At 61.3% G+C, this 15,018-nt stretch carries 11 protein-coding genes and 2 pseudogenes; 4 read left to right on the top strand and 9 right to left on the bottom strand.

From position 1 onward, the window contains the following. Positions 1 to 516: 516 nt before the first annotated feature. Positions 517 to 2,349 (bottom strand): patatin-like phospholipase family protein, encoded by a 1,833-nt coding sequence (locus EN859_RS18690; RefSeq protein WP_189502075.1) that lies wholly within the window; start codon positions 2,347 to 2,349, stop codon positions 517 to 519. Positions 2,350 to 2,614: 265 nt separating this feature from the next. Then, entirely contained in the window at positions 2,615 to 3,181 is a 567-nt protein-coding gene (locus tag EN859_RS18685) for an NnrU family protein (RefSeq protein WP_127854189.1), read from the bottom strand. Positions 3,182 to 3,612: 431 nt separating this feature from the next. Between EN859_RS18685 and EN859_RS40265 the strand changes: the two are divergent. Beyond that, positions 3,613 to 3,894 (top strand): annotated as a pseudogene (locus EN859_RS40265) (DUF4915 domain-containing protein); the annotation flags it as partial. A 199-nt stretch (positions 3,895 to 4,093) separates the two neighbouring features. Here the strand turns inward: EN859_RS40265 and EN859_RS18675 are convergent. Continuing rightward, positions 4,094 to 4,662, bottom strand: a pseudogene (locus EN859_RS18675) (helix-turn-helix domain-containing protein). A gap of 253 nt (positions 4,663 to 4,915) precedes the next feature. On the opposite strand from EN859_RS18675, the gene EN859_RS18670 reads away from it, so the two are divergent. Further along, positions 4,916 to 5,977 (top strand): sulfatase-like hydrolase/transferase, encoded by a 1,062-nt coding sequence (locus EN859_RS18670; protein ID WP_189502073.1) that lies wholly within the window; start codon positions 4,916 to 4,918, stop codon positions 5,975 to 5,977. Between the two features lie 18 nt (positions 5,978 to 5,995). Next, positions 5,996 to 7,558, top strand: a complete 1,563-nt coding sequence (locus tag EN859_RS18665; protein ID WP_127854191.1) for an ABC transporter substrate-binding protein — start codon at positions 5,996 to 5,998, stop codon at positions 7,556 to 7,558. 176 nt (positions 7,559 to 7,734) lie between these two features. Here EN859_RS18665 and EN859_RS18660 read toward each other — a convergent pair whose 3' ends face one another. Continuing rightward, the gene (locus EN859_RS18660) at positions 7,735 to 8,022 is read right to left on the bottom strand and encodes a DUF6064 family protein (RefSeq protein WP_127854192.1); all 288 of its coding nucleotides are present in this window, start codon (positions 8,020 to 8,022) and stop codon (positions 7,735 to 7,737) included. A gap of 368 nt (positions 8,023 to 8,390) precedes the next feature. Between EN859_RS18660 and EN859_RS18655 the strand changes: the two genes are divergently transcribed. After that, positions 8,391 to 9,224: a Tat pathway signal protein gene (locus EN859_RS18655; RefSeq protein ID WP_245525614.1), complete on the top strand. Its 834-nt coding sequence runs from the start codon at positions 8,391 to 8,393 to the stop codon at positions 9,222 to 9,224. 812 nt (positions 9,225 to 10,036) lie between these two features. On the opposite strand, the gene EN859_RS18650 is transcribed toward EN859_RS18655, so the two are convergent. The 5 genes from EN859_RS18650 to EN859_RS18630 are packed head-to-tail and all read right to left on the bottom strand — an operon-like array spanning position 10,037 to position 14,960. Continuing rightward, a complete protein-coding gene (locus EN859_RS18650; RefSeq protein ID WP_127854193.1) occupies positions 10,037 to 10,786 on the bottom strand; it encodes a ribonuclease activity regulator RraA in 750 nt (249 codons plus the stop codon). A gap of 23 nt (positions 10,787 to 10,809) precedes the next feature. After that, the gene (locus EN859_RS18645; protein WP_127854194.1) at positions 10,810 to 11,973 is read right to left on the bottom strand and encodes a mandelate racemase/muconate lactonizing enzyme family protein; all 1,164 of its coding nucleotides are present in this window, start codon (positions 11,971 to 11,973) and stop codon (positions 10,810 to 10,812) included. Between the two features lie 32 nt (positions 11,974 to 12,005). After that, on the bottom strand, positions 12,006 to 13,103 hold the full coding sequence (locus EN859_RS18640) for an ABC transporter ATP-binding protein (protein ID WP_127854359.1): 1,098 nt from the start codon (positions 13,101 to 13,103) through the stop codon (positions 12,006 to 12,008). Positions 13,104 to 13,113: 10 nt separating this feature from the next. Further along, entirely contained in the window at positions 13,114 to 14,004 is an 891-nt protein-coding gene (locus tag EN859_RS18635) for a carbohydrate ABC transporter permease (RefSeq protein WP_127854195.1), read from the bottom strand. Beyond that, a complete protein-coding gene (locus tag EN859_RS18630) occupies positions 14,001 to 14,960 on the bottom strand; it encodes a sugar ABC transporter permease (protein ID WP_127854360.1) in 960 nt (319 codons plus the stop codon). Before EN859_RS18630 ends, EN859_RS18635 begins: the two co-directional genes overlap by 4 nt. Positions 14,961 to 15,018 lie beyond the last annotated feature (58 nt).

Below are 15,018 nucleotides of genomic sequence, written 5' to 3'. Positions count from 1 at the left end.
ATGGCGAAGCGGATCGTACCGCTGTCGGCATGCGCGGCGCTGGCAAAGCTAACTCCCGCGGCGGCGATGACGGCAACCGCGACTGAACGAAATCTGGACGAAATCTTCATGATGAGAACTCCTCAAGGTCGCCGCTTGCCCAGCCGGCCGGGCACGTCAGCGACGTATCAAAGTCATAGCTGAACAGTCTCGCCCGTCGTTGGTTCCAAGGCACGCGGCCTGAATCCCGCTGCCAGAAGACCGCCACGAAACGAGGCGGATGGCGAGCATAGTCTTGGCTGTGAGAACAGTGGCCGAATAGTGGGGATCTGCCTACGCCAGCCGCCAACTGAAACAGTTGCGGAACAGTTAGGCGGATCAGTCGCGCGGGTCCGGGTCAGACCCACGTGGTACGACAGCCGCTCACGCTGAAAACATCGCCATAACAGCTGGAGAGAATACGGTTTCGGCAACCGGCTTTCGGTAGGCGTTCTTTTCCTTGGCCGGTTAAAGCCGATTTGGACAGGCATGAACCGCTCAATGTGCGTTACCGAGCATCGCCCGGAGCCCTGAGTCGTCCTGGCGGAGACGTTCCTTGATCCATTGCGCCGTGCGGTCGTAGGCGTCCGAAAACAACTCGGAATGCCGACTCCAATCCATGAAGCTGATCGTGCTCGAAATCTGCGGACAGACCAAGACATCCTCGTCGCCGACGGCAATGTCCTGCGGCCCGTGTGCCAGCATACTCGCGGCAATAACCTGAAGCATGCTCGGAACCTGCGGCAAGCGGGCACGGCCGAAAGGGTTCAGCAGGGCGACCGCCAGTTCCAATGTTCCGGGGATGCGGTCATAGTCGATGTGGTATTTTTGCGGTCCACTGGACCCAAAGCTCACGATAACATTGGGGCCGGTCTTGAGCTCCTTCATCTGTTCCAGCGGCAAATTGTTCATGATGGCGCCGTCCACCAGCATATCGCCGTCAGCCGTAAAGAACGGCGGCAGGACACCCGGGATCGAGCCGGATGCCCGAACGGCTTGCCAGAGTTTTCCACGACGGTGGACATGGGGCTGACGGCTGCTCAGATTGGTCGAAAGCGCAAAGAACGGAAGCCAAAGATCTTCGATCAGAACGTCGCCGTATTCCTCCCGAAGGGCTCGATCGAAGGCTTTGTGATCTAGAAGCGCGAAACGCGGCAAGGTGGGGCGCCGAAACGCCCGACTCTTGACAAATACGTTGTGCGTGCCGCGGTCGATCTGCTCCGCGTCCAACCCTCTTGCGAAGCCGGCCATCATCGCCGCTCCGGAACTCGTCCCGCCGAGATAGTCGAAGCGCCCGCCCGCCTCGACGAAGGCCTTGTAGACGCCCAGATGGGCGCTGCCCAGGGACCCACCCCCCGCCGCCACGAAGCCACGTGCCTTGCAGGAAATAAATCGGACCAGACGCTGGATATCAGACCCGTCCTCCAGCGCAACATGATGATGTTGGCCGACATAGGGACGCTCATCGAGCCATGCAGAGGTGCCGGAGACCGCAGCCGAGCGATTGTCGTGAATTAGGACAAGCCGACCGGTCGATGGTGGATGGACCGATAGCGCCAATTCCTCAGACGTGTTCAAGCGAGGCGAGCAGGACGCATTAGCCAGCAACAGGACCATATCGGCCTGGCGAATGCAGACTCGTGTCCATTCATTAGGTTCTTCATCGGCGACGTAGACAATGAATTCAGCTTGCGCCTCCAGTTCGTTCAACCAGTTAAGGATCGGCTGGTCGTCGATCGGACGACCTGCGAACTTCGCGTGGACATCAAGCCGGGAAACGAACTGAGCACGCGTGACCGCGCCGAACGCTTGCTGTAGGTGCCCGATGAACACCGGTGAGATGCGACTTCCGCCGGCTGCAATGATGGCAAGCGTTCGGATCTTGGCAGGTTTCTGGAGACGTGACGAACTCGGAGATTGCGTGGCAAACCGGCGCGCCAGAGATATCGTGACCGCCTCTCTCAGGTTCGGCAAAGCCTCAGCCGCCTTCTCGAAATGATTACGACTGATTTCAAGGACGATCGAATCGCGCGCTGCAAGGACGGTGGCCGTGCGGGGCAGCCCTGCAAAGAAACCAACTTCGCCGACTAGTTCGCCCTGTGCGATCTCGGCGACCGAGCCAATCGGATCTCCTTTGTGTACCGTAAAGCGACCGGACAGCACGACGAAGAACCTGTCCGATGGATCGCCTTCGCGAACCAGGACCTCACCGCGTCTCAGGACCCGACGGTCGGATTCGGCAGCCAAAGCCTCGAGCGCCGCCAACGACGCCCGATCGAACATCAATGTCGCCGACAACAATCTCGCGGCGAGAGAATCGACGGAGGACATCTGAGCCATCCCGGGGACGCATTCGCTCCGGTAATTGTATCCCGTATCGCTCGTGTTTGCAGCGTCGCGCGCGGTTGGCAAAGCAAGGCGCGATCCGAGCCGAATTACCGCAATGTTGCCGGCTGGAGCCGTCTATGGATCAAAATTCTGATGTGCCGACCTTATGCCAAGCATTGGTTCACTGTGGCGTCTGCGAGGCGCTCGATCCGCGGCAACTGGTGGGATTCCCAGGACATCCTCGAAGGCGCGCCGTCGCTGCGGACGTTCAAGCGAAGGGCGAGACTCCGAACAGCCAGCCGTGCAGCCAGAGCCCGAACAATGCGAAAGCCACCAAGCCGATGCCCACAGCAATCAGGTCGCTACGCGGTCGCACGACCGCGGGTGCCGGATCGCCGCGTGGAATGACGGCAATGAGATCGACAATCGCGTAAACCAGAAACGCTCCGAAGACTAGGAGCGCGGCAAGGTCGCCATTGGCCAGGAGGTGACCGATGGCCCAAAGGATGATGCCCACCAGCATCGGGTGCTTCAGCCGATGCTTGATTGAACCCGCGGGCAAGTAAGCGGCTGCCAGAAAGACGAATGCGGCGAGCACCAATACCGACGCGACTTGGCGGCCCCAAGAGGGCGGCTCGTAGATCTCAGGCGCATTGGGCCGATAAAGACTCCAGCCCCAGACGATCAGCACGAAGCCGATGATCGATAGGAGCGAATAAAGTCCCTTCCAGCGCCGCTCGTTTGTGGCGATTTGCGCATCACGAAAGCCGCCGGCGGCGATCCGAACAGAATGGATTCCGAAGAAGATCACGAGGCCGAAAACCAGTACTAGCATAACACCTCAGAGGTTCGGGCGCGTCGGCGGGAAGGAAGGCTTGCTTACGCTGTCGCTCGAGTTGCCGGCTGCATATGCGCAAAAACGGATCCTGCGAACGAGATGGTCAGAGTAATATATCAGGGACCCGCAATCTTGGAATGGCCAAAGCTGCCGATTGGCACGGTACACCGGCATCGCCTGCGCGCAGGTTCTTCGCGTTCAGCACGGAACCGCCCCAGTGAATGCCTGTGGCGACGTTCCGTTCACATAAATTTCCTCCTGGTAGGCATGCGTCACAGCGCCCACACCAGTCGTTGGGGTCACAGACTGCGAGTTCGGCCATCTCGACCTTGCCGCCGGCCGCTTCGAGCCGGTCGCATTCTGACCCGGCTATGCGCGCGGGCTGACCTTCATCAACGGCTTCGCGGTGATCGGCCTGTCGGCCACGGGCCAAGACCCCAACCTTCGAAGGCCTCGCGCTCGGGGAGCAGCTGGCGCACAAGGGCGCCGAGCCGCGCTGCGGCCTGCATGTCGTCGACCTACGCACCGGCGATGCCACCCATTGGCTGCGCATCGAGGGCGTGGTCGAGGAGCTCTACGACGTCATCGCCCTTCCCGGCGTGCGGCGGCCGATGGCGCTCGGCTTCAGGACCGACGAGATCAGGCGCGTGATCCGGATCGCATCGTGCAAAGCGCAGTCCGTAACTCGCCGCTTAAGGACATTTGAATGAGGGCGTCGAAGATCCACATAGGGTCACAATCGCTGGTCGCAGTGAATGTCGGCTATCGGGCAGCGAAATGCGTTAATGAAGGGTCGCTCAGGGTCATGGCGTGAATTCGGCCAGGGCGAACGAACTTCCGCTTCGAGGCCGTGAACGGAACGGCTGCTCTTCGCATATGCTTCCCGAAAGCAGACCTGCCGCAGACCGCCTAGCCGGCAGACACTTGGCTGATCCCGGCATCGATCCAGGCACGCGTCTGTTCCAGAACTTCATCCGAAAGCGTCGGATCGTCGATCGCCCGGGCGAGGATCACTGCCCCACCATCGCTGCCCAGCTTCCGATCGCTGCGCGGCGTCTGTCTGCCGGATCCAACTCCGGGAGCGCCGTGCTGATACGGTCGATCTGCGAGCGAAGGCCTCCGGTCATGGCCGAGCGTGCAGCCGCGGTCTGATGGCGGATGTCCGCAGCAAGGCCTGCTGTCGGGCAACCACCGGCGGCATTGTCGCGATGCCGGGGCGAAAGATAGGCGTCGACATATGCGCGAAGATCGCCATCTCCGCCTGTGTCCAGGGCGAGGGCGAGGACATGGGCAAGGGCCTGGGCGACCAGATCATCCTTAGAGCTGAAATGGCCATAGAAGCCGCCATGGGTGAGCCCGGCGGCTTTCATCACCTCCGCCACGCTGACCGCGTCGAACCCCTTGTCGCGAAACAGCCGGCTCGCCGCATCCAGAATCCGGCGACGGTTCTCCGCCATCTGTTCTCGACTGACCTTCATTTCAAAATTCTCCGCCGGCTCCGTTGACAGCTTCCCAATCTCTGGCAGGCGCTCTCGCGGGCGGGCTATGCCACTAGGGGCGTCGGCAAGCTCCACTTCCAACCACTGCTGGCGGCCGCCGAGCGTGAGATGCCGGAATCGCTGGCCTATTGGGCCAAGCCCGGCAGCGAAAGTTGGCGGGGTCCCTATTTCGGCTTCGATGCCGTCGAGCTCGTCATGGGCGAAGCCAACGAATCCACCCGCGCCGGACACTATGCCCGCCTGGCTGCGGCAGAACCATCCCGAAGTGGTGGACCTCTATGAGCCCGAAGCCAGCCCCGCAAGCCGGGCAGAGGATCTGAAGGAAGTCTGGAAGAGCGCGGTACCGCCGGAGTTGCACTACACCAGCTGGATCGCCGACCGGGCCGTCGACTTCATCAAGCACCAGAGCAAACGGCCAGAGCCGTTCGGCCTATTCGTCTCCTTTCCGGACCCGCACCACCCTTTCGCGCCACCCCGGCCCTATTGCGACCTGTTCCGGCCCGAGCGGATGCCAAGGCCAACCATCCGCGCTGGCGAGCTGGAGCGCATGCCGGCTTATCTTGGCGAAGGCGATGACCCGAAGAACGAGCCCTACATCGCCAGCGGCGAGCAGCCGCGCGAACAGGGTTTCCTGCTGCGCACCGACGATATTTCCGCTGAGACGCTGGCCACCGCGATCGCCCACACGCATGGCATGGTGCAGATGATCGACGACGCGGTCGGGCGGCTTCTTGAGGCGTTGGCCGGAACCGGCGTGCTTGAAGATACCTATGTGCTGTTTACCTCCGATCACGGCGAACTGCTTGGCGACCATGGCCTGCTGCGCAAGGGACCGCCGCCCTACCGACAATTGCTGCAGGTGCCGCTGGTGCTGTGCGGGCCCGGAATCCGCCCGGGAACCAGCCTGGGTGCCCTCACCAGCCATATCGACCTGTTCGCAACGGTGGCATCGCTGCTTGGCCTGCCGACGCCGGCAACCGACGGCATCGACCTCAAGCCGCTGATCGAAGGGCGGGCCACCGCGGTACGGGATTTCCTGTTCGCCGAATACCATCCCCGCCGGGACGCTTGCCTCTACAACCAGTCGGTCATCACCAAAGACTGGCGGTTCACCCGCTATCCCAACGAACCCGCATGGGGTGAGCTCTTCGACCTCAGCCGGGATCCCTGGGAGCACTGGAATCTGTTTTCCGAGAGCGAGTTCAGCAGCCAGGCGCACAGGTTGAACTCGATCCTCGATCAGGGGCTGCCCCCGCAACCGCTGATACCGAACGAAGTCCTTGGCGCCTACTGACAACCATAGGGGAATGACATGCACGACAAGATCGCTTCCTTAATCCAGGGCGGCATGGATCGTCGCCTTTTCCTCAAGGCCGCGGCCGCGACAGCAATCGCATCGGCGTTTCCTCGGGCGGGCCTCGCCGAAACGCCACGCAAAGGCGGAGTGCTGCGCCTCGGACTCAATGGCGGCAGTTCCGCCGACACGCTCGACCCAACACAGTTAATCGGCACCTTTTCCATCGACGTCTCGCGGCAGGTCTACAACACGCTGGTCGAGATCAGCGATGACGGCAAGCCCGCGCAGGAACTGGCAGCGAGCTGGGAAGCCAGCGACGGCAACAAGCGCTGGGTCCTCAATCTCAGGCCCGGCGTGCAATTCCACAACGGCAAGGCATTCGATGCCGAGGACGTCAAATATTCGCTCGGGCTGCATATCGGCGAAAAAACGAAGTCCAAGGCCAAGGGGCTGGTCGCCCACATTTCCGAAGTGCGCGCCGCCTCGCCGACGCAGGTCGAGATTCTCCTGAAGTCACCCAATCCAGATATGGACTATGTGCTGTCCGATCTCCACTTCGCCATGGTGCCGGCAGGCTTCGCCGACTGGACCAAGCCTGTCGGCACCGGCCCGTTCAAGCTGACGGTCTTTCAACCCGGCGTTCGGGCGGCTGCTGCGCACAACGAAGCCTATTGGAGAAGCGATCGCGGCCATGTCGATTCGGTCGAGACGATCGTGATCAACGACCTGACGGCCCGCGTCTCGGCGCTGCAGGGCGGCTCGGTCCATGTCATCAATGGCGTCGACTACAAGATCGCTCCGCTGCTCAAGAAGGACCCTCGCTCCTATCTGGTGGTCACTGAAGGGAAGCAGCATTTCTCACTACCCATGGACGCCACCAAGGAACCATTCAACAACCCTGACGTCGTTCTGGCGCTGAAACATGCGATAGACCGCGAACAGATGGTCAAGCTGCTGATGGCTGGTTACGGACGCGTTGGCAACGACCATCCCATTGCCGCCAGCGATCCGAATTTCAACCCGAACATAGCGCAGCGTGCCTTCGATCCGGATAAGGCCCGCTTCCATCTCAAGAAGGCAGGCAAAAGCGATCTCACGCTCGAGCTGCACGCTGCCCCGGTGGCGCTCGAACAGGCCGTCAATACGGCCGAGCTTTTTGCGCAATCGGCCAAGGCCGCTGGCATCACCATCAACGTGAAGCGTGAACCCGATGATGGCTACTGGAGCGAGGTCTGGATGAAGCAGCCCTGGGTCGCTTCCTTCTGGGCCGGGCGGCCGTCGGCAAGCATGATGTTCTCGTCTGTCTACGCGTCAGGCGCGCCGTGGAACGAGACGCGTTGGAAGAACGAGAGCTTCGACCGCAAGCTGGCGGAGTCGCGATCGCTCGCCAATCCGGCAAAGCGCCGCGAGGTCTATTTCGAGCTGCAGCAAATGATTCACGACGAGTGCCCGACCATCATTCCGGCCTTCGCCAGCTGGATCGACGCGGCGCGCCAGGAGGTGAAAGGCTTCGTGCCGAATCCCAACTTCCTGCTTTGCGACCATCGCGTGGCCGAGCGTGTTTGGCTGAGCGCTTGACCGGAACTGGTCACTATCGCTCGAAGACCGCGTTGGGACTGGATACCAGGATGACGAAGGTCTGCAACGGATCAGAAGCTTTTTTGACCCATAGGCGATGATGACCGAACCGCGGCCTTGCGCCGCATCTCGGCCGTCGCGATCAGTTTTGCGACCACCTGAAAGCGGACATCGCGTCAACTAGGCTGGAGGTCGCAGTCGCGGCGCGCGAGGAGCAGCCAATCCTGCGTTACGCCGAGCGCGATGGCCGCGCTTCCGCCAATCAGCGACCAGACGAAGACGAAGGGAATGACCAGCAGCCAGCGGGGCAGGCGCTGTGTGGTCAGCAGGAGCATGCCGAAGGTGAATATCGTCACCGGACACGGCGTCACGCCGAACATCGGCATCTCGGGATAGGTGTGCCCCGTCGCCATGCCGATCAGCGGATAGAGGACGGCCGTATAAAACAGGAAAGCAGCGCCCACCCACGCCGCCAGACAAGAAGGCATGATTCAGATCAAAGCAAGGCAGATCCCAGTCGTGATACACATCTGGTGTGTCTGAGGTCCATCAAAGCCGTCGCAGGTTCTTGACCGTGCTAGCCCTCGGAGGAGGGCTTGTCGCAACTGGCGGCACAACTGCGCTGGTGATGAACGCCCGAGGTCGTTCCGGTTATGAGGACGCTATCAACGCCACGTGGCGCCATAGCGACAGTACCGATCTGCCGTTATCATCGGCCCGACGAGAACTTGTCCGTTACGCCACCTTGGCGGCAAACAGCCATAACACGCAGCCTTGGCAATTTCGGCTCTCGGACCGCTCCATCCTAGTGCTTCCTGACCCCGGGCGCCGCTTGCCCGCCGTCGATCCAGACGATCACCATGTGTTCGCCAGCCTCGGCTGCGCCGTCGAGAATATGGTTCAAGCAGCTCGCGCATTCGGGCTTCGGGCGGTTCCGAGCTATGACCTCGACGCGCGCGGAATACGGGTCGATCTGGAGGCCGCACCGCCCGAACGGACGGACCTGTTCGACGCTATCCCGCATCGTCAGTCGACGCGCGCTCTCTATGATGGCCGGTCTGTCCCACCCGAGCATCTCCGGCTTCTGGAAGCTGCCGGCAACGGTGACGGCGTGCGGATGCTGCTTTTCACCGAGCGCCAGCAACGTGAAGACATCCTCTCCTATCTGGTCGCAGGCAACAGTGCGCAGATGGACGATGTCACGTTCGTGGAAGAATTGAAATCGTGGATTCGATTCAGCTATGGCGACGCCCTTTCGACCCGAGACGGACTGTTTTCGAAGTCCTCCGGCAATCCGGCTCTACCGGGCTGGATCGGTCGCTTGATCTTCAGCCGAGTGTTCACGAAGGATAACGAAAACAGCAAGTATCAGGCCCAGCTCAGAAGTTCGGCCGGTGTTGCCGTGTTCGTCTCCGACAAGAATGAACCGGCCTATTGGGCCGAAGCCGGCCGTTGCTGCCAGCGCTTCGCCCTTCAGGCGACGACCCTTCAACTACGGCACGCATTCATCAATCAACCGGTCGAGGTTCCCGCCGTGCGCGGGCAGTTTGCCACCTATCTCGGCATCGATGGCCGTCGGGCGGATCTCGTGATGAGGTTCGGCTATGGTCCTGAGCTGCCCAAATCGCTCCGCCGCCCGGTGGAGCACGTCATTCTTCAGGCGTAGATCGTGACGTCCTTCACGTACTGTGCGGCGTCGCGTGAAGACAAGCAGCGCGCGATGCCTGGGGATTCCCTCGTGCCGGCGCCGATGGGGATAATGACCCATGCGGTAACAATTAACCTCTGCCTGAGCGGGTGTGGGCCTTGGCTAACGCAGATGGGTGGCCGAATTTCGATCTCGTAGATTCCGACCGCCGCGTCGTCCTTTCGAAACAGGATTTCGCCGCGCACCAGGGAGCGTTCGCGCCCGAGCTTTGTATGTTCTGAGGCAGCCACCCTCGCGCGGCGGCGTTCGACGGTTCCAAGGCTCCCTCGCGAGCAAAGAACGGCCCAATTTTAGGCTGGATTTCGGCGGCACGCATCCGCACGCCAGCACTCTGCCCGTTTAAATTATGATGCTTGGCGGAAGATGGAGGGGCATCTGCCAATGGCCTCCCTGTCTGCCTATGTGCAGTGGATCGATGATCGTCTGACCCAGATCAATTCAGAGTCGCCCAGTACCTGTCATAAACGACTTCAACTGGCGCCAGTCCAGCAGCTCGGCCTTGGCCTATCGGGCAGCGAAATGGGCCATGAAGGGCGATTTCGGGTCGCCCAGAGACCTCGGTCCCACCGAGTTGAATGTCCACTATCGCTTTTTGGACGCCAGAAGCTGCCGGTCTGCTACCGTGGAGAAGCTGCGGGGCGGCAATGCGCCAATCCCGGCCGCCAGATCGAAAGCGGACGCCCGACGGCGAAATTCGACCCCCCACTTTTCGCGTAGACGCCGGCGATACCGGCAGAAGGTCTGCCGCCCGCCGCAGGGTAATCCATGCGCTAACTTGGGTTCTCCAAGCGGTTTGTTTTGCGCCACTCCTCGTACTCCCCGCGGGCATCGTCATGCAGCGGATAATAGCGTTGCAACGGCGCACCCTCCATGAGCTTCATTCGCGAGAACTCCTCCCAATCGTGATGCTTCTGTGATTCTTCGATTACCTTCGGGGCCATTGCGACGGGAAGCACCACCACCCCGTCGTCGTCGGCAACGATGATGTCGCCGGGGATCACCGTCACACCGCCGCAGGCAATCGGAACGTTGACGGCGTTCGGATAGATGCTGGTTTGCACATGGTAGTTGGGCGTCCAGCCGCGCAGCCATAGGGGCAGATCGAGCTTTTCGACGTTGGGCCGGTCGCGCATGCACCCGTCGATGACGATACCCGCGCCGCCCCTGCCCTTGAAATACGTGGACATCATGTCGCCGAAGACACCCGAGCTCATGTCGCCCCTCGCGTCGACCACGACCACATCGCCTTCCTGCGCGTGGTAGAGCACGTGCCGGTGCAGTTGCGTCTCTGGATCGGCATATTCTCCCTCGGTGAAGAGGTCAGGCCGCTGCGGCATGAACTGCAACGTCAGCGCCGGCCCGACGATCGACTTCCCGTGATTCTGCGCCACCGGACCGACCATGTGCGGATTGCGGAAGCCCATGTGGCCAAGCGTGCCGGCAACCGTCGCGGCGCCGATCTCCCTTAGCGCATCGATCAGGTCTTTAGGCGGCCGCGTGATGTCGGGAATATGCGTCATTATGGACTCCGATTGAAATGGAACTACCAGTTCGTAACAGAACCGTCGCGGCGCTTGAGGTGAGGCGCTTCCCAGAAATGCAAACTCTCCGCCTGGACCGCCACTTCGTTGACCTCGACGCCGAGCCCCGGCAGATCGCTGACTGGATAGTCGGTCCCGTCGAGCCGTGGTTGCACGGGGAAGAAGTCGGAATTGTTGAAGCCCAGCTTTATTTCGGGCGCCCTGGTCTCGAGCCACGCGAAGTTGGGTACCGCGGCGGCGAGATGCACGGTCGCGGCCGTGCACACCGGGCCAAGGGGATTGTGCGGCATCAGGTCCACATAGTGCGCCTCGCTCCAGCCAGCGACTTTCATCGCCTCGGTGAGCCCGCCGACATTGCAAACATCGAGCCGGTTGAACTGATGGATGCCGCGCTCGATGTAGGGCAGGAACTGCCACTTGCTGGCAAATTCCTCGCCGATGGCAAAGGGGATGTCGGTCATGGTACGCAAGGATTCGTAGGCCTCCGGTGTCTCGTCCCGTATCGGCTCCTCGAGGAAATCAAGCACGCCGCGGCCGAGCTTGTTGCAGAAGCTCGCCGCCTCCGCCACCGACAGCCGATGATGATAGTCGATGCCGAGGACGACGTCGTCGCCCAGCGCCTCGCGCGCCTTGTTTAGCATACTCGCGGTAGCGCCGATCGACTCGCGCGGCTCGAAGATGTCCCTGCTGTTTTGCCCGACGGGGAAGAAGCGGATCGCCTGCCACCCCTGTGCGCGTAGTTCGCGGGCTCGTTCGATGGCAACATCGCCCTCGGCCTCGTCTCCGGTCGAGGCGAAGGTGGGGATGTGGTCGCGCTGCTTGCCGCCCAGCAGCTCGTAGATCGGCACCCCCAGCGCCTGGCCCTTGATGTCGTGAAGCGCGATGTCGATGGCGGAAATCGCCGCCTGCAGAACTCGGCCGCCTTCGAAGTACTGGCTGCGATAAACCTCCTGCCAGATCCGGCCAATCTGCATCGGGTCGCGGCCGATAAGAAACTCGCGATAGTGCTCGATCGCGCCGGCCACGGCCCTCTCGCGACCGCTCAAGCCGCTCTCGCCCCAGCCGAAGATGCCCTGGTCGGTGTCGATCTTGACGAGCATCTGGTTGCGCGTTCCTACCCACACTGGATAGGGCTTGATCGCGGTGATCTTAAGCTTCGTAGTCATCCACGCCCACGTTCCACACGCATCCGCCCTGCTCAGTCGGCCTTGAGGGCCATTTCAGTTTCGCCGTCGAACAGGTGCATGCGCTCCTGGTCGAACTCGAGCCAGATCTGTTCATCAGGTGCGACGGCGATGTTGGGGGACACGCTGATATTGACGATGGCGCCGGAGAGGAACGCCTGCACGAAGGTGACGTCTCCGGTTGGTTCCACCGTAAAGGCCTTGGCCGGAATGGCACTGGATACCTCGCTCTTGTGCAGCTTGATCGTCGAGTGTCGCGCTCCAAGCACGACCTTCTTGGTCGTTGCTCTTTGGACTTTGCGCGCGTTGAGTCGCGACAGCTTGAGGCTCCAGCCTTCCGCGCTCGTCAGAACGGTATCACCGTTTGCCGCAGATGCCTCTAGTGGAATAAGGCTCATCGCCGGGCTGCCAATGAAGCTCGCGACAAACATGTTCACGGGATGCGCGAAAACCTGCGCCGGTGAATCATATTGCTGCAGGTAGCCGCCGTTCATGACCGCCATCCTGTCTGCCATAGTCACGGCTTCAAGCTGGTCGTGCGTCACATAGATGATCGTCGCCTTCAGGTCCTGATGGAACCGCTTTAATTCGGACCGCATCTGCACGCGCAGTTTGGCATCGAGGTTAGAGAGCGGCTCATCCATCAGGAACACAGCGGGGTCGCGGACGAGGGCACGGCCCAGGGCCACACGCTGCTGCTGCCCGCCCGAAAGTTCGCGCGGCTTGCGCTCGAGCAAGTGCGTCATGTCGAGCACTCGCGCCGCTTCCTTGACCTTCTTGTCGATCTCGTCCCTTGGGAGTTTGCGCATCTGCAACGGGAACGCCAGGTTCTTGTAGACCGACTTCTGTGGATAGAGCGCGTAGTTCTGGAACACCATCGCGATGTCCCGGTCCTTGGGGTCGAGGTCGTTGACCACGCGGTCCCCGATGACGATGTCGCCCGATGTGATCGGGACCAGCCCCGCGACGAGATTGAGCGTGGTTGTCTTGCCGCAGCCTGAAGGGCCGACGAGCGCAACGAACTCGCCGTCATTGACTGTCAGCGAAACATCGTTGACAGCTTTGAAGCCGCCATAGGTCTTGACCAGATCTTTGAGGACTACGTGGGCCATCGGCAACTCCCTAGTGCTTGACCGCGCCTTCTGTAAGGGCGCGTACGAAGTATCGTTGCAGGATGAGGAACAGCACCACGACGGGAACGCTCATCATAAAGCTGGCCGCCATCAGGCCCGGAAAGTCCGTCGTATTTTCCGAGAAGAAGCGCTGGATGCCGACTGGCAGGGTCAACTGGTCGTTCTTGGAGAGGAAGGTGTAGGCGTAGATGTACTCGTTCCACGCGCCGATGAAGGAATAGATCGCGGTAGCGATGATCCCCGGCGTCGAGAGCGGCATCACGATCATGATGAAGGCCTGGAACCGTGTTGCGCCATCGATGCGCGCCGCCTGCTCGAGCTGCACCGGGATGTTGTCGTAAAAGCCCTTCAGCAGCCAGATCGCCAGCGGCAGGCCGAAGGTGAGATAGGTGAGAATCAGCGAGCCATGCGTGTTCATCAGCCCGAGCACGCGCATCAGGATGAAGAGCGGCACGAGAAAGATCACCGCCGGGAACATGTTGCGCAGCAGCACGGCAAAGAACAGGAAGTTGCGGCCGGGGAAACTGAAGCGTGAAAACGCGTAGGCCGCAGGGACAGCCACGATCACGGAAAGGATTGTCGTGACGGTCGACACGAAAAGGCTGTTCCAGAAGAAGCGGAGGAAGTCCTGGCCGACGCTGTTCTGCGGATCGAGCAGCTTCTGGTAGCTGGCGAGGGTAGGCTCGTCCGGCCACCATTGCGGCGGGAATTGCGTCGCCGCGAACCCGGACTTGATCGAGGTGATCAGCATCCAGATCATCGGCAACGCGGTATAAAGCAGCATGAACACGAGGAAGATGCGCCCGGCCCACCGCCATCCGTCGACGCGCATGCGGCGACGGGTCTGGCCTCGAGAGGCTGTCTCGGCAATCGTGCTCATGCGCTCCCCTCATTCCGCTCGTTGCCGCTTAGTGCACGAACATAGAAGTAGCCCAGCGTCATCAGGATGAGGAACAGGAGCACCGAATAGGCCGATGCCACGCCCCAGCGCTGCCGGCCGAAGGCGAGCTCATAAATGTGGGTTATCCAGATATGCGATGCGTTCGACGGCCCGCCGCCGGTCATGATCCAGGGGATGATGAAGGAATTGAAGTTGGCCACTGCGAGCAGCAGCATCGTCACCACCGAGACATTGCGCAAATGCGGGAAGGTGACGTGCCAGAAGCGCTGCCATGCACTGGCCCCGTCGACTTTTGCGGCGCGCAGCAACTGGTCGGGGACTGTCTGCAGGCCGGCCATCATCATGATCATGGCAAACGGAAACTCGCGCCAGATATTGACGACGATTAGGGAGGGGAGCACCGTGCTGACGTTGTCGATGAAATTCGGCGGCCGGTCGGCCAATCCGAGGCCGACCAGCACCGCGCCGATGATCCCGAAGTCCGAATGGTAGATCCACTTCCAGATATAGGAGGCGGCGACTGCGCTGATGACCCAGGGAATGATCAGGATAGCGCGCAAGACACCACGGCCGATAAAGTCGCGGTGGAGCGCCAGCGCTGTAGCAAACCCCAGGACAAAGGAGATGAAAGTGGACCCCAATGTCCAGATCAGAGTGTTCCAGGTGACTTTCCAGAACACCTGACTGGTGAGGATGGCGGTGTAGTTGTCGAAGCCGATGAAGGTCTTGTCGCGGAGCTGCAGGCCAGGCGGCGTCTTAAAGAACGACAGCTCGATCGTGTAGTAGATCGGATAGGCGATGACCATGAGCATCACGGCGATCGCTGGGAGTACGTACGCGTAGTCCGCGCGATGCTCCCAGATCTTCCGCAGCGTGCCGGATCTACCGGGTTGCAATCTTCGGCGAGCCTCGGCCTTGCCGGTCACGATCGTCACTGTGGCGTGCCCTTGTTCGTCGGAACGAACCGGCGGCGCCATCGGCGCAGCCGGTCAG

It is taken from the genome of Mesorhizobium sp. M00.F.Ca.ET.216.01.1.1, from assembly GCF_004010325.2.
GTDB lineage: Bacteria > Pseudomonadota > Alphaproteobacteria > Rhizobiales > Rhizobiaceae > Mesorhizobium.
Note: the sequence above shows the minus strand (reverse complement) of the source record. Positions and strands in the feature narration are given on the sequence as shown.

Excerpts from the sequence above, each read along its gene's own strand:
- EN859_RS18690 (WP_189502075.1), bottom strand. The coding sequence starts at position 2,349 with ATGTCCTCCGTCGATTCTCTCGCCGCGAGATTGTTGTCGGCGACATTG.
- EN859_RS18685 (WP_127854189.1), bottom strand. The coding sequence starts at position 3,181 with ATGCTAGTACTGGTTTTCGGCCTCGTGATCTTCTTCGGAATCCATTCT.
- EN859_RS18670 (WP_189502073.1), top strand. The coding sequence starts at position 4,916 with ATGCCCGCCTGGCTGCGGCAGAACCATCCCGAAGTGGTGGACCTCTAT.
- EN859_RS18665 (WP_127854191.1), top strand. The coding sequence starts at position 5,996 with ATGCACGACAAGATCGCTTCCTTAATCCAGGGCGGCATGGATCGTCGC.
- EN859_RS18650 (WP_127854193.1), bottom strand. The coding sequence starts at position 10,786 with ATGACGCATATTCCCGACATCACGCGGCCGCCTAAAGACCTGATCGAT.
- EN859_RS18645 (WP_127854194.1), bottom strand. The coding sequence starts at position 11,973 with ATGACTACGAAGCTTAAGATCACCGCGATCAAGCCCTATCCAGTGTGG.
- EN859_RS18640 (WP_127854359.1), bottom strand. The coding sequence starts at position 13,103 with ATGGCCCACGTAGTCCTCAAAGATCTGGTCAAGACCTATGGCGGCTTC.
- EN859_RS18635 (WP_127854195.1), bottom strand. The coding sequence starts at position 14,004 with ATGAGCACGATTGCCGAGACAGCCTCTCGAGGCCAGACCCGTCGCCGC.